The organism is Pseudomonas sp. L7 (assembly GCF_046605565.1).
GTDB classification, from domain to species: domain Bacteria; phylum Pseudomonadota; class Gammaproteobacteria; order Pseudomonadales; family Pseudomonadaceae; genus Aquipseudomonas; species Aquipseudomonas wayambapalatensis.
The window spans coordinates 1,219,934-1,243,536 of record NZ_CP176784.1 but is presented as its reverse complement, the minus strand read 5'-3'; the positions used below and the strand labels follow the sequence as shown (position 1 = coordinate 1,243,536).

General features: G+C 63.1%; 22 protein-coding genes and 1 pseudogene. 5 read left to right on the top strand and 18 right to left on the bottom strand.

The window, feature by feature from the left end:
- Window positions 1–180: 180 nt before the first annotated feature.
- From ACK3BK_RS05950 to ACK3BK_RS05940, 3 genes and pseudogenes are all read left to right on the top strand, one after another.
- Window positions 181–279 (top strand): annotated as a pseudogene (locus ACK3BK_RS05950) (pilin assembly protein); the annotation flags it as partial.
- Window positions 280–523: 244 nt separating this feature from the next.
- The gene (locus ACK3BK_RS05945) at window positions 524–937 is read left to right on the top strand and encodes a DUF4398 domain-containing protein (RefSeq protein ID WP_054895063.1); all 414 of its coding nucleotides are present in this window, start codon (window positions 524–526) and stop codon (window positions 935–937) included.
- Between the two features lie 50 nt (window positions 938–987).
- Window positions 988–1,770 carry an OmpA family protein gene (locus ACK3BK_RS05940; RefSeq protein WP_411383905.1) on the top strand — a complete coding sequence of 261 codons (783 nt, stop codon included), beginning with the start codon at window positions 988–990 and terminating at the stop codon, window positions 1,768–1,770.
- 66 nt (window positions 1,771–1,836) lie between these two features.
- Here ACK3BK_RS05940 and ACK3BK_RS05935 read toward each other — a convergent pair whose 3' ends face one another.
- The 7 genes from ACK3BK_RS05935 to prfB all read right to left on the bottom strand — a co-directional run bounded on the left by ACK3BK_RS05935 (window position 1,837) and on the right by prfB (window position 8,502).
- Window positions 1,837–2,163, bottom strand: a complete 327-nt coding sequence (locus ACK3BK_RS05935) for a hypothetical protein (RefSeq protein WP_063543336.1) — start codon at window positions 2,161–2,163, stop codon at window positions 1,837–1,839.
- The gene (locus tag ACK3BK_RS05930) at window positions 2,160–3,083 is read right to left on the bottom strand and encodes an alpha/beta hydrolase (protein WP_186720681.1); all 924 of its coding nucleotides are present in this window, start codon (window positions 3,081–3,083) and stop codon (window positions 2,160–2,162) included. The genes ACK3BK_RS05935 and ACK3BK_RS05930 overlap by 4 nt, the downstream gene beginning before the upstream one ends.
- Complete coding sequence (locus ACK3BK_RS05925; protein ID WP_186668664.1) at window positions 3,055–4,332, bottom strand: flavohemoglobin expression-modulating QEGLA motif protein; 1,278 nt, start codon at window positions 4,330–4,332, stop codon at window positions 3,055–3,057. Before ACK3BK_RS05925 ends, ACK3BK_RS05930 begins: the two co-directional genes overlap by 29 nt.
- A gap of 62 nt (window positions 4,333–4,394) precedes the next feature.
- Complete coding sequence (locus ACK3BK_RS05920) at window positions 4,395–4,943, bottom strand: hypothetical protein (protein ID WP_186668666.1); 549 nt, start codon at window positions 4,941–4,943, stop codon at window positions 4,395–4,397.
- A 30-nt stretch (window positions 4,944–4,973) separates the two neighbouring features.
- A complete protein-coding gene (locus ACK3BK_RS05915) occupies window positions 4,974–5,726 on the bottom strand; it encodes a TetR/AcrR family transcriptional regulator (protein WP_186710640.1) in 753 nt (250 codons plus the stop codon).
- 84 nt (window positions 5,727–5,810) lie between these two features.
- Window positions 5,811–7,313, bottom strand: a complete 1,503-nt coding sequence (lysS, locus tag ACK3BK_RS05910) for a lysine--tRNA ligase (protein ID WP_054895070.1) — start codon at window positions 7,311–7,313, stop codon at window positions 5,811–5,813.
- Window positions 7,314–7,406: 93 nt separating this feature from the next.
- Window positions 7,407–8,502 (bottom strand): peptide chain release factor 2 gene (gene prfB, locus ACK3BK_RS05905; RefSeq protein ID WP_186711318.1). Its coding sequence is split into 2 segments (ribosomal slippage): window positions 7,407–8,429 and window positions 8,431–8,502, totalling 1,095 coding nucleotides; the frame shifts between segments, so codons are not numbered across the junction.
- A gap of 271 nt (window positions 8,503–8,773) precedes the next feature.
- On the opposite strand from prfB, the gene ACK3BK_RS05900 reads away from it, so the two are divergent.
- Both ACK3BK_RS05900 and ACK3BK_RS05895 read left to right on the top strand, forming a co-directional pair.
- Window positions 8,774–9,148 (top strand): hypothetical protein, encoded by a 375-nt coding sequence (locus ACK3BK_RS05900; protein WP_411383904.1) that lies wholly within the window; start codon window positions 8,774–8,776, stop codon window positions 9,146–9,148.
- Between the two features lie 194 nt (window positions 9,149–9,342).
- Entirely contained in the window at window positions 9,343–10,542 is a 1,200-nt protein-coding gene (locus ACK3BK_RS05895; protein ID WP_411383903.1) for a hypothetical protein, read from the top strand.
- Between the two features lie 38 nt (window positions 10,543–10,580).
- Here the strand turns inward: ACK3BK_RS05895 and ACK3BK_RS05890 are convergent, their stop codons facing one another.
- The 11 genes from ACK3BK_RS05890 to ACK3BK_RS05840 form a co-directional block, all read right to left on the bottom strand.
- The gene (locus tag ACK3BK_RS05890) at window positions 10,581–11,585 is read right to left on the bottom strand and encodes a PleD family two-component system response regulator (protein ID WP_186668676.1); all 1,005 of its coding nucleotides are present in this window, start codon (window positions 11,583–11,585) and stop codon (window positions 10,581–10,583) included.
- Between the two features lie 51 nt (window positions 11,586–11,636).
- A complete protein-coding gene (locus ACK3BK_RS05885; protein WP_411383902.1) occupies window positions 11,637–12,650 on the bottom strand; it encodes a chemotaxis response regulator protein-glutamate methylesterase in 1,014 nt (337 codons plus the stop codon).
- Window positions 12,647–14,929, bottom strand: coding sequence for a hybrid sensor histidine kinase/response regulator (locus ACK3BK_RS05880; RefSeq protein WP_411383901.1), 2,283 nt, complete (start codon window positions 14,927–14,929; stop codon window positions 12,647–12,649). Before ACK3BK_RS05880 ends, ACK3BK_RS05885 begins: the two co-directional genes overlap by 4 nt.
- Window positions 14,926–15,591, bottom strand: coding sequence for a chemotaxis protein CheW (locus ACK3BK_RS05875; protein WP_411383900.1), 666 nt, complete (start codon window positions 15,589–15,591; stop codon window positions 14,926–14,928). The genes ACK3BK_RS05880 and ACK3BK_RS05875 overlap by 4 nt, the downstream gene beginning before the upstream one ends.
- Complete coding sequence (locus ACK3BK_RS05870; RefSeq protein ID WP_411383899.1) at window positions 15,588–16,859, bottom strand: CheR family methyltransferase; 1,272 nt, start codon at window positions 16,857–16,859, stop codon at window positions 15,588–15,590. Before ACK3BK_RS05870 ends, ACK3BK_RS05875 begins: the two co-directional genes overlap by 4 nt.
- On the bottom strand, window positions 16,856–17,362 hold the full coding sequence (locus tag ACK3BK_RS05865; RefSeq protein WP_186668686.1) for a chemotaxis protein CheW: 507 nt from the start codon (window positions 17,360–17,362) through the stop codon (window positions 16,856–16,858). Before ACK3BK_RS05865 ends, ACK3BK_RS05870 begins: the two co-directional genes overlap by 4 nt.
- 5 nt (window positions 17,363–17,367) lie before the next feature.
- Window positions 17,368–18,990: a methyl-accepting chemotaxis protein gene (locus ACK3BK_RS05860; protein ID WP_411383898.1), complete on the bottom strand. Its 1,623-nt coding sequence runs from the start codon at window positions 18,988–18,990 to the stop codon at window positions 17,368–17,370.
- 126 nt (window positions 18,991–19,116) lie between these two features.
- Window positions 19,117–19,827: a tellurite resistance TerB family protein gene (locus tag ACK3BK_RS05855; RefSeq protein ID WP_411383897.1), complete on the bottom strand. Its 711-nt coding sequence runs from the start codon at window positions 19,825–19,827 to the stop codon at window positions 19,117–19,119.
- Window positions 19,828–19,949: 122 nt separating this feature from the next.
- The gene (locus ACK3BK_RS05850) at window positions 19,950–21,056 is read right to left on the bottom strand and encodes an NADH:flavin oxidoreductase/NADH oxidase (RefSeq protein ID WP_411383896.1); all 1,107 of its coding nucleotides are present in this window, start codon (window positions 21,054–21,056) and stop codon (window positions 19,950–19,952) included.
- A gap of 149 nt (window positions 21,057–21,205) precedes the next feature.
- Window positions 21,206–22,915 (bottom strand): single-stranded-DNA-specific exonuclease RecJ, encoded by a 1,710-nt coding sequence (gene recJ, locus ACK3BK_RS05845; protein WP_186668694.1) that lies wholly within the window; start codon window positions 22,913–22,915, stop codon window positions 21,206–21,208.
- 29 nt (window positions 22,916–22,944) lie between these two features.
- On the bottom strand, window positions 22,945–23,487 hold the full coding sequence (locus tag ACK3BK_RS05840; protein WP_186668695.1) for a YaeQ family protein: 543 nt from the start codon (window positions 23,485–23,487) through the stop codon (window positions 22,945–22,947).
- Window positions 23,488–23,603: the final 116 nt, after the last annotated feature.

The following is a 23,603-nucleotide window of genomic DNA, read 5'->3' as shown; positions in this document are numbered from 1 at the left end:
CGCTCGTAGCTCGCCATCATTCAGAAGGAATCCTATACAGGCGTTTTAACATCGAACGCTCAGGCACACCACGAAACGGTGCTGAGCTTGTCACCCTGATGAGACCACTGCTTTCCACAGACTTGGTCTAAGCTGAGCTGTGCTGGCTTACCTCGACTGCGAAAAATTTCCTTTGTAGCCCCGCTTTCCGAAGATATCGGCCCCACGCCACGCTTCCTAAGCCTGTCGCGGCGGCATCTGCACGACCTCAGCCAGCCACTCCCCAAGCGCGACGCCTGAGCCGCAAGGCCCACGAATACTGCCCCGCGCGGCAATAGTTCCGTAGGAAAAGCACTGACCGACCAGTCAGAAATAATTACGAAGCCTACGCAACTTTTTCTGAACTATTCTGAAAACGCTCAAGTCGGAGCCAATAGCCATCACGCAAAAACCCTGCACGCATGGTGTTTGGCCTTGGACTCGAGCACATGTGTATGTCAGGGAGCGATGGACTGCTACGGACATCGTTATCAGGAGTGATCCAATGGAGTTGACCACCATGAAGACCCGCACCGAAAAATTCCCGTCCAACTCTCTGCGCGGGCTCAAGCTGGCCGCGCTGGCGCTTGGCAGCAGCCTGGTACTGGCTGGCTGTGCTGGCAACCCGCCGACCGAGCAGTACGCGGTGACCCAGTCTGCCGTGAACTCTGCCGTCAGCGCAGGCGGCACCGAGTTTGCCGCCGTGGAGATGAAAGCGGCGCAAGACAAGTTCAAGCAGGCGGAAATCGCCATGCATGACAAGAAGTACGACGAAGCCAAGCGACTGGCCGAACAGGCCGAATGGGACGCCCGCGTCGCCGAGCGCAAGGCACAGGCAGCCAAGGCCCAGAAAGCCGTGCAGGATGCCCGCCAAGGCGTTCAGGACGTACGTGAGGAAGGCCTGCGCAGCGCCCAGTGAGGCCTGCCCGGTATTCCCCTGCCTTCGTTATCGATCAAAGGATGAACACTATGCGCAATTACGTAATGATCCCTGCCCTGTTGGCCCTGAGCGTCGGTCTGGCTGCGTGCTCGCACGACCCGAACGCCAACCTCGAATCGGCCCGCACCAACTTCTCGGCGCTGCAGAGCGATCCGCAGTCGAGCAAGCTGGCAGCCCTCGAGACCAAGGACGCCCAGGACTGGCTGAACAAGGCCGACAAGGCCTACATGGATCGCGAAGATGAGAAGAAGGTCGATCAACTGGCCTACCTGACCAACCAGCGTGTCGAAGTCGCCAAGCAGACCATCGCCCTGCGCACCGCAGAAGCCGATATCAAAAACGCTGCGGCGCAACGCGCCCAGGCCAAGCTGGACGCCCGCGACGCGCAGATCAAGAAACTGCAGGACAGCCTCAACGCCAAGCAGACCGACCGCGGTACGCTGGTGACCTTCGGCGATGTGCTGTTCGACTTCAACAAGGCCGACCTCAAGAGCAGCGCCCTGCCGAACATCACCACCCTGGCCAACTTCCTTCAGGAAAACCCTGAGCGCAAGGTGATTGTCGAGGGCTACACCGACAGCGTCGGTTCGGCGAACTACAACCAAGGCCTGTCGGAGCGTCGCGCCGAAAGCGTACGCCGTGCGCTGGTGCGTGCCGGCATCGACCCATCCCGCGTAGTCGCCCAGGGTTATGGCAAGGAGTATCCGGTCGCGGACAACTCCAGCGCCTCGGGCCGTGCGCAGAACCGTCGTGTGGAGGTGACCATCTCCAACGATAACCAACCGGTCCAGCCACGTGCTGCGATTCGCTGATACGCGCTGTGAGTGATATGAAAAACCCGCCTTGATGGCGGGTTTTTCATGTGCGCAAGATCAGATTCACTGTACCTGCTGCGGCGTGTCCTGGCCCATGCAGCGGATCGCCCGCTTGCGGTTATCGACCAGCACGCCCGTCAGGCCCTTCTGCTGAGTGTCGAACAACACCAGCACACCCTCGACGCACTGCGCCACCTGCGGCGATGGATCGAGGGAAACCCGGTAGTCCTCACCCGGAATCGTCTTGAGCATGGTGTAGTCCTGCAGCAGCAGGGCATCCTCGGGCTTGGCGAAATGCAGGTAGCCGTAGTACCACAAGGCCCCCACCGTCACGATGATGCTGCCGACACCGGTCAGGATCAGCGGGATGGCGTTGCGTTCTTCACTCATTGCGCATTCTTCTCGTCAGGGTAGTTCGGGACCTCCGCCAATCGGCGCAGGCCGTTGAAGTGGCTGGGGTCGTCGAGGAAGCGCAGCATCACCTGACGCCAGGTCGGGTCGGCGAAGGTCTGCACATGGTCGCCACGGGTCAACTGCAACACGCGCGGCGGCGGGGCATGCTGGTACAGGCGGATACCGTTGGCCATGGGCACCAGGTTGTCATCGATGCTGTGGAAGAACAGCTTGGGCGGGCTGTCCAGGCGTTCGATGGAGTGAATCGCGCTGTCCGCGTCGGGCACCAGCCACGACAGCGGCACCTGAAGCGGCCAGGTCATCCATGACGTACTCAGGGCGAAGCGCCCGACGTCGCGGTAACTCGCCGGCACCCCATCGAAGACCAGCGCACTGAAACGCTGGCGCTGCTCGGGATGGCCGGCCAGGTAATGGATGGCCATCGCACCGCCCAGGCTCTGGCCCAGCAGCACCAGCGGCTTGCCCTGCACTTCGGGCGCCTTGCCCAACCAGCCCAGCGCAGCATCGATATCCTGGTACACCGCCGGCAGCGTCGGCGTGCCCTGGGACAAACCATAGCCACGGTAGTCGATCATCAGCACCTGATAACCCTGCTCGGGCAGCCAGTAACTGCCTCCCAGGTGCCAGGCCAGGTTGCCACCATTACCGTGCAGATGCAGCACCGTGCCCTTGACCTCGACGCCCGCCTTGGCCGGCAGCCACCAACCATGCAGGCGGGTGCCATCCTCGGTGGTCAGCGTGACATCGCGGTACTGCAGGTGCGCTCGCTCGGGGGTGAACGGCTGGCCCGGCTCTGGATAGAACAGCAGGCTGCTGCAACCGGCCAGGCAAGACAACCCGAGCCCGAGCAACAGGGTGCGGCAGCGCTCAGAGAATGTTCGCGTAGTCGGCTTCAATGCGATCCAGGCTCAGGTGATTGAGGAAGTTGGAGAAACACATCCAGGCCGACAGCGCGTTGAGGTCACGGAACTGTTCGGGCAAGTACTTCGGCGGCGCCACCAGGCCCTCCTCGACCAGTTGGCGCAAGGTGCGCATGTCTTCCAGCGTGGTCTTGCCGCAGAACAGCAGCGGAATCTGCTCCAGCTTGCCTTTCCTCACGGCCAACTGAATGTAGTTGTAAACCATGATGAAACCCTTGAGGTAGGACAAGTCCTTGGTGAACGGCAGACCATTGGGCACCGAGCCGCGGAATACTCGGCTGGCATTGCCATAGCTTTCGGCCATTTCGAAACCCTGGCCCCGGAAGAACTCATATACCTGCAGGAAGTCCGCGCCCTGCTCCACCATGTGAATGGCGCGGGTGCGGTTGGTCAGCTTGCGCAAGCGGCTGGGATAGGAGGCGAAGGCGATCACCTCCATGAGGATGGCCAGGCCCTCCTGGGTCACGGTCGACGAGGGCGGGCCCTTGGCCAGGAAGGTGCAGATCGGCTGGTTGAGGCCATTGAGCGTGGTGCCCACATGCACCAGCCCTTCGTGAACCTCCAGCGCGCGGACGTCGCGGCTGTTGAACATGGCGTCGGCACGCACCTTGATGTAGTCGGCACCGGCCGCCGCATCGGCGACGATGCCATCGGACTCGAACACGCGGATGGTTTCTTCCGCCTCGCCGAAGACCTTGTTCAGGCGGCGCTGGAGGATCTCCACCGCTTCCTTGGCAGTAAGGTTTTTCGGCTCGTCCTTCAGATCGCCACGCCCATCGATGTTGTTCAGGTAGTCCGAGAGCATCAGCCCCAGGTCGGCCAGGGTCGGGTCACCGGCGTGGAAGGCGTCGGAGGCGGCGCCATACAGCTCCTGGGAGATCAGCCCGAAATCCTCGGTGCCGCGCGCCTCGAGCATGCGCACCACCATGCGGTACTCGCGGCACATGCGCTTCATGATCTGCCCGACCGGGTTGAACTGGCCGAGCTGGCGGATGATGTCGCGCTCGATGGCCTGGAACTCGGCCTTCACCGCGCTGGAGTCGAACGACAGAGGGCGACTGTGGTAGTACGCATGGTCTACCGCTGGCGGCTCCTTGCCCTTGGCCTTGAGAAAACCCTGGCGAATGCCGTCGTCCCATTTCACCGCGTCCAGCACCCGGATCGGGGTCTGGGCCGCGACGATACGGTCGGACAATGTGCGGATGGTTTGCTGGTATTCGTCCAACGGAGACTCCTTGCAAGGGCCTATTCGCGGGCAAGCCCGCTCCTACAGGTACGCGGTATCCGCTATTTGCCGGCCCGCTGGAACCGCGCCACCTCGACGAACAGGTCGGAGTTGGCGGGGTCGTCCAGATAGGCCAGCACCCGCTCGGCGGGGCTGTCGATCAGTACGCCTGGGCCATTGTCTTCGGGCACCTCGGTACTGCGACCGCTCAATTCCTTGTTGTCCACGGCCTGCTGGACTTGCTCGACATCGAGGTTGTAGAGCACCAACTGCTTGCCATCGACGACTTCGAAACCGCCAATCAGGAACTTGCCGCCCAGGCGCTTGGGCACGCCTGCCGACAGATACCAGCGATTGCCATGGCGCGAAACGCTGAAGGTGTAATCCTCGGGCGCCTTGCCCTGGGCGCGGGCCACGGCCTTGTAGGTGTTGCCGCCGACGCGGCTGATGGTCAGCTTCAGTGGCTGGCCCCAGGCGTCCTTGCTGCTCCATTGGCCCAGCAAGGCCTTGGGGGCTGGTTCGTTACTGGCCAGCGGTTCGTCGAAGGTCACCAGACACCCGCCCAGCAGCAGGAACGACAAGGTCAACAACAGCACACGCCAGGCTTTCATCAGGTTCTCCTTGAAAAGGTCGGCTGCGCCTTAGACCGCGGCCAGCACCAGGTGCAGGTAACGGGTAAGGATAGCGAGCATCTGCCCATCGGCCTGGGCATTCGCTTCTTTGAGCAGCCCTTGATATTCCATCTGCTCGATGATGGCCGTCAACACCAGGGCGTCCTGCTCGGGCTGGCGCGAGCCGACCACCTGAAGCATCTGCCGCGCGCCATGCAGCAGGATCTGCTCGTGGGCCCGCACCAGTTCGGCCAGGCGCGGGCACAGCAGCGCCTCCTGGCGGAAGGCCTGCTCGGCCATGAGGAAGTCGCGCCGGTTGCACAGCTGGCGGGTGACGTAGTCGGCGGTCATGCGCGCCACTTCGTCGGCAAGACGTGCACGGGACTGCGGGCTGCCGTCGCCCTGGGCCAGCAGCTGGCGCAGCACAACCTCGGTGTTGGCCCACAGCTTGGCCATGTAGGCGGCGCTGCGCTCGACGTACTGGGCGAAGGTATCGGTGAGCAGGTCTTCGATATCCTTGAAGTAATAGGTGGTGGCCGACAGCGGCACCTCGGCCTCTGCCGCCACTGCACGGTGGCGCACACCGCGCACACCGTCGCGCACGACGATGCGCATGGCGGCGTCGAGAATCTGCTGGCGGCGTTGCTCGCTGCCCTGGCGACTGGTCTTGCGACCTTGGTACTGCACGCTCTCGGCGACGGCGTTGGCTACGCCGGCGGCGCCTTGCTGGGCGTTTGCGGGGGGCACGGTGGGGACCTCGGTGTCTGTCTGGGGGATGTTCATTGTCTGTCCCGCGATAGGGCCGGTACAGACACTACACAGCCAAGCAAGAAAAAGCCGCCCCTGGAGGCGGCTTTTTCAATTCACTCAAGCCTGCGGACGCATGTGCGGGAACAGGATCACATCGCGAATCGACGGCGAGTTGGTCAACAGCATCACCAGGCGGTCGATACCGATGCCTTCACCGGCGGTCGGCGGCATGCCGTATTCCAGGGCACGCACGAAGTCGGCATCGTAGTGCATGGCTTCGTCGTCACCGGCGTCCTTCTCGGCAACCTGCGCCAGGAAGCGCTCGGCCTGGTCTTCGGCATCGTTGAGCTCGGAGTAGGCGTTGGCGATCTCGCGGCCACCGATGAACAGCTCGAAGCGATCGGTCACGGCCGGATTGTCGTCGTTGCGACGGGCCAGCGGCGACACTTCGAACGGATACTCGGTAATGAAGTGCGGCTGCTCCAGCTTGTGCTCGACCAGCTCTTCGAAAATCATCACCTGCAGCTTGCCCAGACCTTCGTGCCCCAGCACCTTGGCACCGGCTTTCTTGGCGATGGCGCGGGCCTTGTCGACGTCCTGCAGGTCGGCGGCAGTCAGCTCGGGGTTGTACTTGAGGATCGAATCGAACACCGACAGGCGCGCGAACGGTTCGCCGAAGTGGAATACCTTGTCGCCGTATGGCACGTCGGTAGTCCCCAGGACCAACTGCGCCAGCTCGCGGAACAGCTCCTCGGTGAGGTCCATGTTGTCGCGGTAGTCGGCGTAGGCCTGGTAGAACTCGAGCATGGTGAACTCGGGGTTGTGCCGGGTCGAAACGCCTTCGTTACGGAAGTTGCGGTTGATCTCGAAGACCTTCTCGAAACCACCGACAACAAGCCGCTTGAGGTACAGCTCCGGCGCGATGCGCAGGAACATGGCCATGTCCAGGGCGTTGTGGTGGGTTTCGAACGGCTTGGCCGCAGCGCCGCCAGGGATGGTCTGCAGCATCGGCGTCTCGACTTCGAGGAAGTCGCGCTCGATCAGGAATTTGCGGATATGCGAGATCACCTGCGAACGCACACGGAAGGTGTGGCGGGTTTCCTCGTTGACCATCAGGTCGACGTAACGCTGGCGATAGCGCTGCTCGGTGTCGGTCAGGCCGTGGTGCTTGTCAGGCAGCGGACGCAGCGACTTGGTCAGCAGGCGCACGTCGGTCATCTCGACATACAGGTCGCCCTTGCCCGAGCGAGCCAGGGTGCCTTCGGCGCTGATGATGTCGCCCAGGTCCCAGGTCTTGACCGCGGCGAGGGTTTCTTCGGGCAGGGTCTTGCGGTTGACATAGACCTGGATGCGCCCGGTCATGTCCTGGATCACCATGAACGAGCCACGGTTGAGCATGATGCGACCGGCAACCTTGACCGGGATCGCGGCTGCTTCCAGCTCTTCCTTGGTCTTGTCCGCGTACTGTTTCTGCAGGTCGTTGCAGTAGCTGTCGCGACGGAAGTCGTTGGGGAAGGCGTTGCCCTTGGCACGCTCGGCGGCAAGTTTTTCCTTGCGCAGGGCGATCAGGGTGTTTTCTTCCTGTTGCAGGTCTTGCGATTCGGTCTTGAGGTCGCTCATGTCGTCATTGTTTCCATCAGGTATTCGGTGCCCCTGTCGGGCAGGGCACGCGATACGGGCCCATGGCCTCGTATCGCGGCGGTGGTGTGCGGTTTACAGCCCCTGCTTGAGGCTGGCTTCCAGGTACTGGTCGAGGTCGCCGTCGAGGACCTTCTGGCAGTCACTGCGCTCGACACCGGTACGCAGGTCCTTGATACGCGAGTCATCGAGTACATAGGAGCGGATCTGGTGACCCCAGCCGATATCCGACTTGCTGTCTTCCAGCGCCTGCGAGGCGGCGTTGCGCTTCTGCATTTCCAGCTCGTACAACTTGGCCCGCAGCATTTTCATGGCGGTATCCTTGTTGGCGTGCTGGGAGCGTTCGTTCTGGCACGCCACCACGGTATTGGTCGGCACGTGGGTGATACGCACCGCCGAGTCGGTGGTGTTGACGTGCTGACCACCCGCGCCGGAGGAACGGTAGGTGTCGATGCGCAGGTCGGACGGGTTGATCTCGATCTCGACCTTGTCGTCGATCTCGGGCGAGACGAACACCGCCGAGAAAGAAGTGTGGCGACGGGCACCGGAGTCGAACGGGCTCTTGCGCACCAGGCGGTGCACGCCGATTTCGGTACGCAGCCAGCCGAAGGCGTACTCGCCCTTGATGTGCACGGTGGCGCCCTTGATACCGGCGACTTCACCTTCGGACAGCTCGATGATGGTGGCGTCGAAACCGCGCTTGTCGGCCCAGCGCAGGTACATGCGCAGCAGGATGTTGGCCCAGTCCTGCGCCTCGGTGCCACCGGAGCCGGCCTGGATGTCCAGGTAGGCGTTGTTCATGTCCATTTCGCCGCTGAACATGCGACGGAACTCGAGCTGGGCAAGGTTTTCTTCCAGGCCTTCCAGTTCGGTCACAACGTCGCCGACGGCAGCTTCGTCACCTTCCTCGACCGCCATGTCGAGCAGGTCCTGGCAGTCGCCCAGGCCGTTGGACAGCTTGTCGAGGGTCTCGACCACTTGCGCCAGCATGGCACGTTCGCGGCCCAGGGCCTGCGCGTACTCCGGCTTGTTCCAGACGTTGGGGTCTTCCAGCTCGCGGTTGACTTCGATCAGACGATCAGCTTTGTGATCGTAGTCAAAGATACCCCCGAATGGACTGGGAACGTTCGGTGAGGTCCTTGATGGTGTTCAGGATCGGTTGGATTTCCATGGCTTCTGGCTACTCGCACGAATTCGGTGAAAAGCCCGCGAGTATAACCCAGTCCGAGCCACGGCGGCAGACCCGTCGGGCGCCGCACTTCGGCAAAAGCGATCAGCACCGAACGCTGGCAGGGGGTAACGAGCGAGCGCGGGAACGTCGATTGCAAACCTCTTCGACCTAGTATTTTTGTCAGTAGATAAGTACCACAGCCTATGCACTAATGAGCTTGCAGGCACCACCAACATTTAAGGTCAGGCGCAGTTGCGCAAGGAGACATACAATGAACAGTGTAACTAAAGCAGCGAATGAAGAAGATGTATACAACCCCCCTGAGGTTCCGGACTTCAAGGATAACAAGATCTATTTGGATAAGTTGGGAGAAGAACTCAAGGTCACCTTCGAGTATGACGACATTGCGGAAGGCCACACAGTAGGCATGCGCTGGCGTGGGAATGCGACGTACGACCTGCCTCTGCAGAAAGTGAAAGATGAGAAAGTCATGACGTTCGTCATTCCTTATGGTGTGGTCAAAACAGACCTCGGCAACAAATGGACATCAAAACTGACGGCCAGCGTAGGTATTCCTGGGAAGCCGCTGTCGATCAGCAAAACACTCGAAGTCCGGGTTTTTGAATCAGAAGATAAAAAATCTTAATACCCGGAGGGCACAACAAAGTCATTAGCCTGCTCACCCTCAACTTTATTGCGCCCTTCTGATTTCGTGGAGCGCTGGCGTACACGCCAAACTAACGTCAGCGTCACCATGACCGCTTCTATCTCACGAACAAGGAAGTCATGATGATAATGCCAGTAAAGCCATGTACTTACCGCATAGGCCCAAGTGCTCTGTTGTTGGCGCTGCTGGCGATGACCGCTTGCCAGACTCACCAGGCAGAAACACCTGCGGTGGCGGCGATCCAGTCATCGACTCAGGCGGCGACTCAACTGGAACTGTACCGCCCGCGCTTCCCCAACTCCGGTTCCAGCACGGTGGATGTCGATGCCATTGGCGATTCGGTCACCGTCAGCTTTCTCTACAAGCCCATGACGCTGAACGATACGGTGGGCATGCGCTGGAAAGGTCGCAGCGAATGGCTTGCAAAAACTCAGGTCGTCAAGACCCCCAATGTACCGCTGATGTTCCAGATTCCCAGAAGCGAAATCGCCAAGGATATTGGAAGTACCGCCGTGGTCACGGGCAGTGTCGGTGTCGGCGGTAATCCGCTGCTCATCTCGCCGCCGTTCAACGTTCGGGTGACACAAACCGGTACCGACCCCGGTTCAAGAATTGCCGCTAATCTGAATGCTCGTTACAACGCCAGGGAAAATACTTGCCCGGGAAATATGCCTGCCTACTACTGTAATGGCATCATCATTCGCTCAGTGGACGACGGCCCCTTCAACCCGTGGGACCCGAGCCCATCCGCAATTAAACTGGGTGCCGTGTCCTTCTCTTACTTTCGCGTCGATTCCGTTGTGAGCAATTTCTACCGGGATGCAGGCTTCATCTTCCTTCCGCAAGCCGAGGCTGCCGCACAAGGCAAGGGTATGGAGTACCTGTGCATCTACGCCTATGATGCAGCGACGGCAGTCGGCGTTCGCTCTGGCAAGGGCTGTGGCCTGAAACCGCGAAGCGTGGCAGCGGCAGACCTCAGCACCTGCGCCAGTGTAAACGTGACAACGGAGGCCACCTGGTATGCGTACTCCAGCAAACTGCCCGACCGAAACTATCAATGCTCACTGAGTACCCAGAATGCCGCACAGTTCGCGATCAGCTACAAGGTACGCAGCAATCCACCGCCGAACATCAAAGCGGCCTGGAATGAGTTGATGGTGAATCTTTGGCCGCAGAACTATGGTGCCCAGCTGCCAATCGAGGCGTTCTTCTACAAGGTCGGCAACACCGCTTCGCTCAACAATGCCAAGTCATTCCAGACCAAGTTCAAGGCCAACACCGGGATATGGGTACCGGTAGTGGCGCTGAACCTGCGACAGCTCACCCACTCACCGTTCAGCTACAGCAAAGCCGATCAGGCCGTTCAGCCTTGAGGGCGGGCAGGTGCAGATTCATTTCATGCAGAACCGCGTCATGCAATGCCAACCTGGTTACGCCCACTGTTCTTGGCCAGGTAAAGCCCCTTGTCTGCGGCAGAGATCAACTGCCGGCAGTGACTGCCCACCACCGGTGTCTGGGTGGCCAATCCGATGCTTACCGTCAGGCGCGCATCGGACTGGGGGGCATTGTGCGGAATATTCAGGGCGAGCACGGTCTGGCGCAGTTTTTCCGCAATCAGCCGTGCACCACCCGGCGAGGTGTTGGGCAGCACCAGAGCGAATTCCTCGCCGCCATAGCGCGCCGGCAGGTCGCTTGGGCGCGAGCAGGAGCCGCGGATTGCCTCGGCCACCTGGCGCAGCGCTTCGTCACCGGCCAGATGGCCGAAGCCGTCGTTGTAGGCCTTGAAGTAGTCGACATCGATCATCAGCAGCGACAACTGCTGCTGCTCGCGCATGGCGCGGCGCCACTCCAGCTCCAGGTATTCGTCGAAATGGCGGCGGTTGGACAGCCCCGTCAGGCCATCGGAGTTCATCAACCGCTGCAGCATCAGGTTGGTGTCGAGCAACTGCTGCTGGCTGACGCGCAGGGCGCGGTAGGCCTCGTCACGCTGTAGCAGGGTGAGGTAGGAGCGCGAGTGATAGCGGATACGCGCCACCAGCTCGATGGTGTCCGGCAGCTTGACCAGGTAGTCGTTGGCCCCGGCGGCGAAGGCCGCACTCTTGACCAGCGGGTCTTCCTTGGTCGACAGGACGATGATCGGGATATCCTGGGTCGCCGGGTTGTTGCGGTACTCGCGCACCAGCGTCAGGCCGTCCAGACCCGGCATGATCAGGTCCTGGAGGATCACCGTCGGCTTGATGCGCATGGCCTGGGCCACTGCCTGGTGTGGATCGGCACAGAAGTGGAAGTCGATGTTCTCCTCGTGGGACAGCCCACGACGCACCGCCTCGCCGATCATCGCCTGGTCGTCGACCAGCAGGACCATCGCGGCGCTTTCGTTGATCGTCGTGAAACCATCGATCGGTAGGTCATTCATCCCTATTCACCAGGTCACTACCGGCCAGGCGGCGTGACTCAATACATATCGTCATTTCGGAAAGATTTCCATAAGTCGCCCGGCAATTCGCTCCAGCGGTCGTATCTCGACCGCCGCCTGGATCGCTGCGGCGGCCTTGGGCATGCCATACACCGCACTGCTTTGCTGGTCCTGGGCGATGGTCAGGAAACTCTGCTCGCGCATCAGCTTCAGCCCCTGCGCGCCATCGCGGCCCATGCCGGTGAGCAGCACGCCCACCGCATCGCTGCGCCAGAAGCGCGCCACGCTCTCGAAGAACACGTCGATCGAGGGGCGGTAGATTTCGTTGACCGGCTCGGCGGTATACGCCAGTTGGCCATTCTGCAACAGCCGGATGTGGTGGTTGGTGCCTGCCAGCAACACCTGCCCCGGCTGCGGTGGTTCACCCTCACGTGCCAGGCGTACCGGTAGCCCGGACACACCACTCAGCCATTCGGCCATGCCGGCGGCGAACACCTGATCGACATGCTGGACCAGCACGATGGCCGCCGGAAAATCCTGCGGAAGCCCCTTGAGCAGTACCTCAAGCGCGGCTGGCCCGCCTGCGGACGAGCCAATGGCCACCAGGCCACAACGACGCGCTAGATTGCGGACCGGCGCCGCCACGGAGCGGACTGCGCTGGAGCGCTGCTGGCCGATCAACCAAGCGATGTTGAGGATCTTGCGCAGCAAAGGCGCCGCCGCCTCCCGGGCATCGCCCGCACCCAGTGCCGGCGTATCGACCACATCGAGGGCGCCGTGGCCCATGGCCTCGAACACCCGGTGCACATTCTGCTTGCGATCCACCGTGACGATGACGATGGCGCAAGGGGTTTCGGCCATGATCCGGCGAGTCGCCTCCACGCCATCCATCACCGGCATGATCAGGTCCATGAGGATCAGGTCCGGCGTCTGCTCGGCACACTTGTGCACGGCTTCGACGCCATTGTTGGCCACCCAGATCACTTCGTGCGCGGGCTCGAAGGCCAGCGCACGGCGCAGCGCCTCGACAGCCATGGGCATGTCATTGACGATGGCGATCCTCATCCCTGGGCTCCTCCGATCAACTCCACCACCGCATCCAGCAACGCATCGTCATGGAAGCTGGCCTTGGCCAAATAATAGTCGGCGCCGGCATCCAGTCCACGTCGGCGGTCCTCTTCCCGGTCCTTGTACGACACCACCATCACCGGCAGCGATTGCAGGCGACTGTCGCGACGCACCAGGGTGACCAGTTCGATACCGTCCATGCGCGGCATGTCGATGTCGGTGATCAGCAGGTCGAAGTCTTCGCTGCGCAGGGCGTTCCAGCCATCCATGCCATCGACCGCCACCGCTACGTCGTATCCGCGCGTACCCAGCAGCTTGCGCTGGAGCTCGCGTACCGTCAGCGAATCGTCGACCACCAGGATGCGCTTGCGCACCACACCCCGGCCCGCCCGTGCACCGCGATCGATACGCTCCAGGCGCCCGGTGCTCAACAGCTTGTCCACCGAGCGCAAGAGGTCTTCGACATCGATGATCAGCACCACCGAACCATCGTCGAGCAAGGCGCCAGAGGAAATGTCCTGGACCTTGCCCAGACGCGGGTCGAGCGGCATCACCACCAGCACCCGCTCGCCGATCAGGCGCTCCACGGCCACGCCGTACAGTTGCTCGCGCTCACGAATGACCACCACGCGCAGGCTGTCCGCCTCGTCCTGCGCGGCCGGACGGTTGAGCAACTGGCTCGCGGCGACCAGGCCGATGTGGCGGTCCTCGTGCCAGAAGTGCTGGCGGCCTTCGATCTGCACGATGGCCTCGGCCGGTACGTCGAGGGTGCGTTCGATATGCGCCAGCGGGAAGGCATAGGCTTCGCCACCGACCTCGACCACCAGGCTGCGCACCACCGACAGGGTCAGCGGCACCTCCAGGTGGAAGCAGCAGCCCTGCCCTGCCACCTGAGTGAGCTCGATCGACCCGCGCAGTTCGCGCACCATGTGCTGCACCGCGTCCAGGCCGACCCCACGGCCAGACACCTCGGTGACCTGGTCACGCAGGCTGAAACCGGGCAGGAACAGGAAGGTGAGCAACTCGGCCTCGCTCATCTGCGCCACGGTCTCGGCGGGCGACAGTGCCCGCTCGACGATGCTGCGGCGCAGGCGCTCAAGGTCGATACCCGCACCGTCGTCGCTCAGTTCGAGAATCAGCAACCCGGCCTGATGCGACGCGCGCAGGCGCAGCGTGCCGTCACCGGGCTTGCCCGCCAGCAGGCGTCCCTCGGGCTGCTCGATGCCATGATCGACAGCATTGCGCAGCAAGTGCGTGAGCGGCGCCTCGAGTTTTTCCAGCACATCACGGTCGACCTGAGTCTTCTCACCCTCGATCAGCAGCCGCACCTGCTTGCCCAGGGAGCGCCCCAGGTCGCGCACCATACGGCTCTGCCCGGTCAGCACATCGGCGAAGGGGCGCATCCGGCAGGCCAACGCAGTGTCGTACAGCAACTGCGCGCGCTGGCTCGCCTGCCAGCCGAATTCGTCGAGGTCGGCAGCCTGCTGCTGGAGGATCTGTTGGGTTTCGGCGAGCAGGCGCTGGGTCTGGGCCAGGGCGTCGAGCACTTCGGCGCTCTGGCCGCTGCCTTCGAGCTGGGTCTTGAGCCCGTCGAGGGCGCGCATACCCTGGCCATGCATGCGCTTGAGGCGCTGCAGGCTGGCGAGATAGGGCTTGAGCCGCTGGGTTTCCACCAACGACTTGCTCGACAGGTCGAGCAGACTGTTCAGGCGATCGGCGGTGACCCGCAGCACGCGCTCACCGCCTTCGCCTGTGCGCTTGCCGCTCCTGGGTGCGGGAGCAGGCTCCACTTCCGGCTCAGGCTCCACAGGCATCGCGGGCACTTCGGGCGGCATCGCGAGAGGCAAAGGCTCAGCCGATGCGCCGACAGCGTCCAGCGCAGGCGCCGAAGGGTCGAGCAACATGGCCATCTGTACCAGGAACGCCGGCACCGCCGCCTCGCCCTGGGTGTCCCCGGGCGTTGCGATGCGCATCAGCAGGTCAGTGCCCTGCAACAAGGCATCGATGTGTTCGGGGCGCAGCAACAGGCGCCGCTCCTGGGCCGCGACCAGGCAATCCTCCATGACATGGGCGACGCTGACACCGGCATCGATGCCGACGATACGCGCCGCGCCCTTGAGGGAGTGCGCCGCACGCATGCAGGCTTCCAGCTGATCGCCCTGGGCCGGATTGCGCTCGAGGGCCAGCAGCCCGGCACTGAGCACTTGGGTCTGGGCCTCGGCCTCGAGACTGAACAACTCGAGCAACGATGCGTCGCGCATTTGCTCCGGGGTCATGACAGGCTCCGCTTCACGGCAGACAGGAGGTGTTGGTCATCGAGTACGCGCACACTGCGGCCACGCCACTGCATCACCGCCAGTGTGAAATGGGCCGTGTCGTGCTCCTCGTGCAAGCGCGAAAGGTCCAGGCGATGGATGCCGTCGATCTCGTCGACCGGCAATACCACCGGCCCACCTTCGGCAGCCAGGATCAACATCCGCGGCATCACCCGCCCACTGCGCTCCTGTGCTGGCGCCAGCTCCATACCCAGCAGGTCAGCGAACGACAGGCACGGCACCAGCGCACCCCGCACGTTGGCGACCCCCTGCAGCATCCGCGAGCGCTGGTGCGGCAGCGAGTGAACGGCTTGCAGCGGCGCGATTTCCGCCAGGCAGGCAGTGGCCAGGGCCAGCCATTCCTCGCCCAGCCTGAACAGCAGCATGGAGCGACCGGCAGTGCCCTGCTCCACCTGCGCCATCTCGACATGCTCGTCCTGCAGCAAGGTGTAGCGGTCGAGCAGGCGGGTAGCCGCAGCGGCATACACTTCGCAATTGCGGCAGTGGATGTGCCGGTCCAGCAGGGGGCATTGCTTGTCGCCATGGACACCGATGCGATTCCAGCAATCGTCGATATCGTCATGGTCCTGGGCGATCAGGTCCATCGAGTAGGCACCGCTCATCGTTCAGACTCCCTGCCCGCCCGCGCCGCCCTTTCCTGCAGACGCCGTGCCCCTGTGACATCCCCCTGGGATGCCAACAGCGTGGCCAGGTGCAGCAGCGCCTCGGTGTGCTGGGGCTCCAGGTACAGGGCCTTGCGGTAATGCTTGAGTGCTTCGCCGGCATCGCCCTGGGTATCGCTGAGCAGCCCCAGCCAGTAGTAGACCTGCGCCTTGGGCTCGAACAGACGCAAGTAGCGCTCGCAACTGGCGCGGGCCTGCTCGCTGGCCCCGGCATTGGCCTGACGGGCGATGGCTGCCAGCAGTTCGGTTTCGTTCTCGTTCACGGTCGGCAACGCAACCGGCCTGGCGGGCGGGCGAGCAGCACGGGCCAGGGATGGCGCCACCACGGGCATGGCGACAGGACGCGGCGCAGCTACCGGCGGGACGCTGGGTCGTGCCGGCGGCACCGGGCTGACCGGCGGCTGCACGCCGACCTGGTCCTGACGCACATAGGCGAACGACTGCGCGATGCCGATCGGCCGCATGCCCAGACGCGCCAGCAAGCTGCCCTCGGCCGGGCCGATGAACAGCACGCCATCGTCGTGGAGCAGTTGCTTGAGCACCTCGAAGACCCGCTGCTGGGTGGGTACGTCGAAATAGATCAGCAGGTTGCGGCAAAAGACAAAATCGTAGACCCCCTTGCGGCTGCGCAGGGCAGGATCGAGCACATTGCCAGGCTGCAGGCTGACCTGCTGACGCACGCGCTCATGCAAGCGGTAACTGTCATCGGCGCAGTCGAAATGCCGCTCACGGAACGCCAGTTCACTGCCGCGGAACGAGTTGCGGCCATACACGGCCTGCTCGGCACGGGCGAGGGAACTGGGGCTGATGTCCATCCCATCAATGCGCACGGCCGATGGCGGCAGACCCGCATCGAGCAGCGCCATGGAAATCGAATAGGGCTCCTCGCCGGTCGAGCACGGCAAGCTGAGGATACGCAGCGGCCGTGATCCGGCCAGCTCGACCAGGCGTTTCCGAGCCAGCCCGGCCAATGCCGTGAACGACTCGGGGTAACGGAAGAACCAGGTCTCGGGAACGATCACCGCCTCGATCAACGCCTGTTGCTCACCGGACGATTGCTGCAAGCGCAGCCAGTAATCGTCGAGGTCACGCGCGGCGAGTGCCACACATCGCTGGCGCAAGGCCCGCTCGACCATCGGCGCGCCCACCGACTCCACATCCAGGCCGATGCGCTCCTGCAGGAAGCGGAAGAAGCGTTGTTCGATCATCCTGCCACCTGCGTGGATTGATCAGGGAACAAGAGCAGGCGCACGGCATCGCTCAACAGGTCGTCGACCTGGATGCGCTGCAACAGCCCCTGTGCATCCTGTCGCACAGGCCCCAGGTAACGCGCCTCGCCGTTGTCCACCCCGTAGGGCTGGAACTCGTCGGGTTGACAACGCAAGGTGTTGGTCGCCTGCTCGAGCACCAGCCCAAGTTGCAGGTCAGCGCCATAACGCACCAGTACCAGGCGCGTACTGGTGCGCTGCGGCGCAGGCTCACCGAAGCTCAGGGACGACAGGTCGATGACCGGCACCAGCGCGCCACGATGCCCGAGGATCCCGGCGACCCAGGCGGGTGCCTGGGCGATGGGCTTGAGCGGACGCAACGGCAGCACCTCTATCACCTCGCGCACATCCAGGGCAAAGCGCTGTCCGCCGATATGGAACAGCAGGTACAACACGCCCTTGGCTTCGGCCTGACGCTGATCACGCGGTTGCAGATCGTTCATCACCGTCAGACTTTGAAGCGCGACACACCGCCACGCAGCCCGGCAGCCACCTGGCTCAGTTCGTCGATGGCGAAACTGGCCTGGCGCAACGACTCGACCGTCTGCGTGCTGGCATCACTGAGCTGAGCCAGCGCCTGGTTGATCTGCTCGGCGCCGGTGGCCTGTGCCTGCATGCCCTCATTGACCATCAGCACCCGTGGCGCCAGCGCTTGCACCTGATGAATGATCTGGCTGAGCTGCTCGCCGACCTGCTGCACCTCGAACATGCCACGGCGCACCTCCTCGGAGAACTTGTCCATGCCCATGACCCCAGCCGACACTGCGGACTGGATCTCGCGCACCATCTGCTCGATGTCGTAGGTGGCCACTGCGGTCTGGTCGGCCAGGCGACGCACTTCGGTAGCCACCACGGCAAAACCACGACCGTACTCGCCGGCTTTTTCCGCCTCGATGGCGGCGTTGAGCGACAGCAGGTTGGTCTGGTCGGCGACCTTGACGATGGTCACCACCACCTGGTTGATGTTGCTGGCCTTCTCGTTGAGGATGCCCAGCTTGGCGTTGACCAGGTCGGCGGCGCCCATCACCTGGTGCATGGTTTCCTCCATGCGCGCCAGGCCTTGCTGGCCGGAGCCGGCAAGGCTCGAAGCCTGGTCGGCGGCACTGGTCACCTCGGTCATGGTGCGCACCAGGTCACGCGAGGTCGCGGCGATCTCGCGCGAGGTGGCGCCGATTTCCGTGGTGGTTGCCGCGGTTTCGGTGGCGGTGGCCTGCTGCTGCTTGGAGGTGGCGGCGATCTCGGTGACGGAGGTGGTCACCTGCACTGATGAGCGCTGGGCCTGGGCCACCAGGTTGGCAAGTGCCTCGCCCATTTCATTGAAGCCGTTCTCGATGGCGCCGAACTCATCCTTGCGGTCCAGGTTCAGGCGCGCACTGAGGTCACCCGAGCGCAGCTTGTCGAGGGCGTGCACGATGCGTTGCATGGGTGCGCTGATGGCGCGCATCAGCAGCAGGCCGCAGATGCCGGCGGCGACGATCGCCAGGATCAGCGAAACGATCATGCTGCCCTTGGCGGTGGCCACGGCGCTGACGATCTCGCGGGTGGCGGCATTGGCGGATTCGGTATTGCGGTCGATCACCGTGTTCAGGTGCTTGCGCCCGGCGGTCCAGGCCGGTGTCAGCACTTCGGCGATCAGACGCTCGGCTTCGGGGTAGTTCTTCTCGCGGTAGGCTGCCAGGACCTGGTCGACCACCTTGACGTAATCCTCCTCGAGGCGCACGAAGGTGTCGAAGGATGCCTGGTCCTGCGCATCCTGGATCGTGCCCTGGTAGTTGGTCATCTGCGCCCTGAGTCGGTCGTGGAAACCCTTGAACAGTTCGATATCGGCAGAGGTCACTTCGCGATGGTCGGACAAGCCGACCAACTGCTGGCTGGCGACGTAGCTGTCGACCCAGGCGCTGCGGATCATCGAGCTGTAGTAGATCCCCGGAATGCTGTCCGTACCCACTGCCTGCTCACTGGCTTCGATGGTCACCAGGCGTGAATACGCCGCTACGATCATCAACAGCATGATGGCGATGATCACGGCGAAACTTGCCAGGATCCGTTGGCGCAAGGTCCAGTTCTTCACAATCAGCCCTCAGGAATTCTTCACGAGCGGGAAAATCGTCGAAGTATAGCCTAGCCGCCAGGCGCTTTATCGGTTGAATTGCGGAGTATTCAGGCATCCCTGCCGATTAAATGGCCAATCGCCACATCACTGCGCTGCAGCGTCCCGCACCTGGCGCTCCAGTTCCTCGCGCAAGTTCGGGTCCAGGCGCAACTGGCGGGCCAGTTCATCAAGGTAGGCACGCTCCATGAAGTGCTCCTGATCGACCATCATCACACTGGCCAGGTACATCTCCGCGGCCATTTCAGGCGTCTGCGCGGCACGGGCCACTTCGGCGGGGTCGAGCGGCTTGTTCAGCTCGGCATGCAGCCAGGCCTGTAGCTCGCGATCGTTGTCCAGGCGCACGAATTCACCTTCGATCAGTTCACGCTCGCGCTCGTCGATATGGCCATCGGACTTGGCCGCCGCCACCAGCGCCTTGAGCACCGCCTGGCTGTGTTGCTCGGCCTGGGCCGGCGGCAGGCGATCGAGGGTCTGTGGCTCCTGCGCCGCAGCCTGGCCCTGGCGCGCCTGCCAGTTGCCATAGGCTTTGTAGGCAAGCACGCCAAGCGCAGCGAGGCCACCATAGGTAAGTGCCTTGCCACCGTACTTGCGCGCCTTCTTGCTGCCCAGCAGCAGGCCCATGGCACCGGCCGCCAGCGCCCCGCCTCCGGCACCGGAAAGCAGGCCGCCAAGGCCTGCCCCCTTGCCCTGGCCACCCCCGAGCAGGTCGCCAATACCGGGCACCTTGCCCTGCTGGTTCTGCAGCAGCGACTGGCCGGACTTGAGCAATTGATCGAGCAGACCACGGGTGTTCATCTGGATGACTCCTGGACGGATAGGGAAGCTCCAGATTAGGCCCGCAGCCTGAATTCTCGCTTAATGCATTTGCTTCGGGATGTTGCATTAGTCTCGTCGAGCGTTTCCACCGTGCGGATCTGTCAATCCCGCAAGTCCGACTCATGAATCGGGTTGGCCCGGCTGGTCGCACGCTGGTACTGCGCAGGCCAGGTTGCCTTGTTGCCACCCAGGTCATCATCGGCATGCAGCGGCCAGTAAGGGTCGCGCAGCAGTTCGCGGGCGAGGAAGATCACGTCGGCCTGACCGGTACGCAGGATGTGCTCGGCCTGGGCGGGTTCGGTGATCATGCCCACGGTGCCGGTGGCAATTTCCGACTCTTTGCGTACGCGCTCGGCGAAGCGAGTCTGGTAACCCGGGCCGGTGGGGATCTCGGCATTGACCGAGGTACCGCCCGAGGACACGTCGATCAGGTCGACCCCCAGCGCCCTCAGACGACGCGCCAGCTCGACCGTTTCGTCGGGGTTCCAGCCATCTTCGACCCAGTCGGTGGCCGAGACCCGCACGAATAGCGGCAACTCTTGCGGCCACACATTACGTACGGCCTCGGTCACCTGAAGCGTCAGACGAATACGGTTCTCGAAGCAGCTGCCGTACTCGTCACGCCGCTGGTTGCTCAGAGGTGAGAGGAACTGATGCAGCAGGTAGCCGTGGGCCGCATGGATTTCGACGACCTTGAACCCGGCCGTCTTCGCACGCTCGGCGGCCTGGACGAAGGCCTGGACGACGCCCTGGATTTCATCGTGGCTCAGCTCGCGCGGCGGCGTATGCTCCGGGTCGAAGGCAATCTTCGAAGGCCCGACCGGCTGCCAGCCGCCGTCCTCGATCTTGACGCTACCGTGTTTGCCCAGCCAGGGACGATGGGTGCTGGCCTTGCGCCCGGCATGCGCCAGCTGGATGCCCGGGACGGCGCCCTGGGAGGTGATGAAGCGGGTGATACGTTGCAGCGGGGCGATCTGGTCGTCGTTCCACAACCCGAGATCTTCGGCAGTGATTCTTCCATCGGCAGTGACAGCCACCGCTTCGGTGATCACCAGCCCGGCGCCACCGACGGCGCGACTGCCCAGGTGGACCAGATGCCAGTCGTTGGCCAGGCCATCGACGCTCGAGTACTGGCACATTGGTGATACCGCAATGCGATTGGGCAGGGTCAGCTGACGCAGGGTATACGGCTCAAGCAGCAGGCTCATGAGGGGACCTCCCAAGGACTCCAATGGTCATCCGACCCGGACACTCGTGTGCGGCCGTGGCCCGGTACCGGTCTTTGTTGAGACTAGACCAGATTACCTTGGGGGGAAGTTCCGCCGGATGGACGCCGCGCGCTGACACCTGCCCCGTGTCAGCGCGGCTCCATGTGCGCGATCATCAACTGCACGCTTTCATTGCCGCGAAACTCGTTCACATCGAGCTTGTAGGCCACCTCCACCCAACGCACTGTCGGATTGGGCCAGATTTCGCGGTCGATGCCGAAAGCGATCCCATCAAGTTTCACCGAGCCGCACTCGCTCTTGAGCACCACTTTCAAATGCCGCTCCCCTACCACGCGCTGTTCGACCAACTGGAACACGCCATGGAACAGCGGCTCGGGAAAATGCTGCCCCCAAGGGCCGGCATTGCGCAGGGCACGAGCCAGGTCCAGATGGAATTCCTCGACCGCCAGGGTGCCATCGGACAGCAGGCGCCCGGTCAGGTCGTCCTCGCACAACTGGCGCCGCACCTCTTCGTCGAACGCATCGGCAAAGGCCTGGAAGTTGGCCTCCGGCAGCGACAAGCCTGCGGCCATGGCATGGCCGCCGAACTTGCTGATCAGGTGCGGGTGGCGCGCGGCCACGGCATCCAGCGCATCACGGATATGGAAGCCCGGCACCGAACGCGCCGACCCCTTGAGCATACCCTCGCCCGCATCGGCAAAGGCAATGGTCGGCCGGTGGTAGCGCTCCTTCAGGCGCGAGGCGAGGATGCCGATCACACCTTGGTGCCAGTCGGCGTCGAACAGACACAGGCCATAGGGCATGGACTCGACCGGCAAGTCCTTGAGCTGGGCCAGGGCTTCACGCTGCATGCCCTGCTCGATGGACTTGCGATCCTGGTTGAGCCCGTCCAGTTGCCCGGCCATGTCCAGCGCCACGGCGGCGTCTTCGCACAGCAGGCATTCGATGCCCAGGCTCATGTCGTCCAGCCGACCGGCGGCATTGAGCCGTGGTCCGAGGATGAAACCCAGGTCGGTCGAGGTGATGCGCCGGTGATCGCGGCGCGCCACTTCGAGGATTGCCTTCAGCCCGGGGCGAGCGCGCCCGGCACGAATGCGCTCGAGGCCCTGGTGCACGAGGATACGGTTGTTGGCATCCAGCGGCACCACGTCGGCGACACTGCCCAGCGCCACCAGGTCGAGCAGTTCGCCGATGTTCGGCTGGGCTTGCGTCTCATAGCGGCCAAGGCTGCGCAGGCGGGCACGCAGGGCCATCAGCACGTAGAAGATCACCCCCACGCCAGCCAGCGACTTGCTGGGGAAGGTACAGCCTGGCTGGTTCGGGTTGACGATCGCATCGGCGTCGGGCAACTGCTCGCCAGGCAGGTGGTGGTCGGTGACCAGGACCTTGAGCCCGGCCGCCTTGGCCGCCGCCACGCCATCGACGCTGGAGATACCGTTATCGACAGTGATCAGCAGCTGTGGCTGACGCTGCAATGCCACCTGCACGATCTCGGGGGTCAGGCCATAGCCGTACTCGAAGCGATTGGGCACCAGGTAATCCACATGGGCCGCACCCAGCAGTCGCAGCCCCAGCACACCCACGGTGCTGGCGGTGGCGCCATCGGCGTCGAAGTCGCCAACGATCAGGATGCGCTGACGCAGGTCCAGGGCCTCGACCAACAGGTCGACGGCCGCCTCGATTCCTTTAAGTTGCTGGTACGGCAACAGGCGCGCCAGGCTCTTGTCCAGCTCGGACTCGCTCTGCACGCCGCGCGCGGCATACAGGCGGGTCAACAGGGGCGGCAGGTTACCGAGGAAGGGCAATGCCGATGGCAGGGGGCGGGGTTCGATACGCATGGGGTCTTCGGCGGTCAGATCGGATCAGGTCAGCCGCGCTCACCGAGCAGCCACTGCAGTTGGACTTCGTGCTGGCCACGGTCGTCGGTGACGAATACCGTGCCTTCACTGATCATCACATCCCATTTGATGGTACGCGGCATGTCGGTGGCCAGAACCTCCAGGACTTCCTGCGGAACAGCAGCGATACTCAGGTTTTTCAGGCCCTTGACCGCGCCGACCACCTTGTTCTCCCACACCCGCAAGCTGCCGTAGGCCAGCAGGCTGGTGCGCTCGGTGCGACGCGAGCACCAGGTCAGGCGCTCGGCGTCGGGCTGGCCGACTTCGATCCAGTGCAGGATGCGATCATCCAGGCTTTTTTCCCACAGGGCAGCTTCATCGACATCCGACAGACCGCGGCCGAACGACAGGTTCTCGTTGTACCAAAGGGCGTAGGCCAGCAGACGGACGGCCATGCGCTCCTCAGTCTCCGACGGGTGACGAGCGATCGTCTGACGGACGTTTTCGTACACGCCGCGGTCGAGGTCGGTCAGATTCAGTTCGAACTTGTAGGTAGTGGAAGGCTGGGCCATGGGAAAGGGGCTTCTTTGGAGAAAGTCGCAGAGTTTAACCGATCCGAGTTTGTTGGGGTGGGTGGTTGCGCATCTGCGTGCACTAGACTCTGCCTTGCAACAGTATCTGCCATTGA

Coding starts and splice junctions, on each gene's coding strand:
- ACK3BK_RS05945 (WP_054895063.1), top strand. CDS start 524: ATGGAGTTGACCACCATGAAGACCCGCACCGAAAAATTCCCGTCCAAC.
- ACK3BK_RS05940 (WP_411383905.1), top strand. CDS start 988: ATGCGCAATTACGTAATGATCCCTGCCCTGTTGGCCCTGAGCGTCGGT.
- ACK3BK_RS05935 (WP_063543336.1), bottom strand. CDS start 2,163: ATGAGTGAAGAACGCAACGCCATCCCGCTGATCCTGACCGGTGTCGGC.
- ACK3BK_RS05920 (WP_186668666.1), bottom strand. CDS start 4,943: ATGAAAGCCTGGCGTGTGCTGTTGTTGACCTTGTCGTTCCTGCTGCTG.
- ACK3BK_RS05915 (WP_186710640.1), bottom strand. CDS start 5,726: ATGAACATCCCCCAGACAGACACCGAGGTCCCCACCGTGCCCCCCGCA.
- lysS (WP_054895070.1), bottom strand. CDS start 7,313: ATGAGCGACCTCAAGACCGAATCGCAAGACCTGCAACAGGAAGAAAAC.
- ACK3BK_RS05900 (WP_411383904.1), top strand. CDS start 8,774: ATGAACAGTGTAACTAAAGCAGCGAATGAAGAAGATGTATACAACCCC.
- ACK3BK_RS05890 (WP_186668676.1), bottom strand. CDS start 11,585: ATGAATGACCTACCGATCGATGGTTTCACGACGATCAACGAAAGCGCC.
- ACK3BK_RS05885 (WP_411383902.1), bottom strand. CDS start 12,650: ATGAGGATCGCCATCGTCAATGACATGCCCATGGCTGTCGAGGCGCTG.
- ACK3BK_RS05880 (WP_411383901.1), bottom strand. CDS start 14,929: ATGACCCCGGAGCAAATGCGCGACGCATCGTTGCTCGAGTTGTTCAGT.
- ACK3BK_RS05875 (WP_411383900.1), bottom strand. CDS start 15,591: ATGAGCGGTGCCTACTCGATGGACCTGATCGCCCAGGACCATGACGAT.
- ACK3BK_RS05870 (WP_411383899.1), bottom strand. CDS start 16,859: ATGATCGAACAACGCTTCTTCCGCTTCCTGCAGGAGCGCATCGGCCTG.
- ACK3BK_RS05865 (WP_186668686.1), bottom strand. CDS start 17,362: ATGAACGATCTGCAACCGCGTGATCAGCGTCAGGCCGAAGCCAAGGGC.
- ACK3BK_RS05855 (WP_411383897.1), bottom strand. CDS start 19,827: ATGAACACCCGTGGTCTGCTCGATCAATTGCTCAAGTCCGGCCAGTCG.
- ACK3BK_RS05850 (WP_411383896.1), bottom strand. CDS start 21,056: ATGAGCCTGCTGCTTGAGCCGTATACCCTGCGTCAGCTGACCCTGCCC.
- recJ (WP_186668694.1), bottom strand. CDS start 22,915: ATGCGTATCGAACCCCGCCCCCTGCCATCGGCATTGCCCTTCCTCGGT.
- ACK3BK_RS05840 (WP_186668695.1), bottom strand. CDS start 23,487: ATGGCCCAGCCTTCCACTACCTACAAGTTCGAACTGAATCTGACCGAC.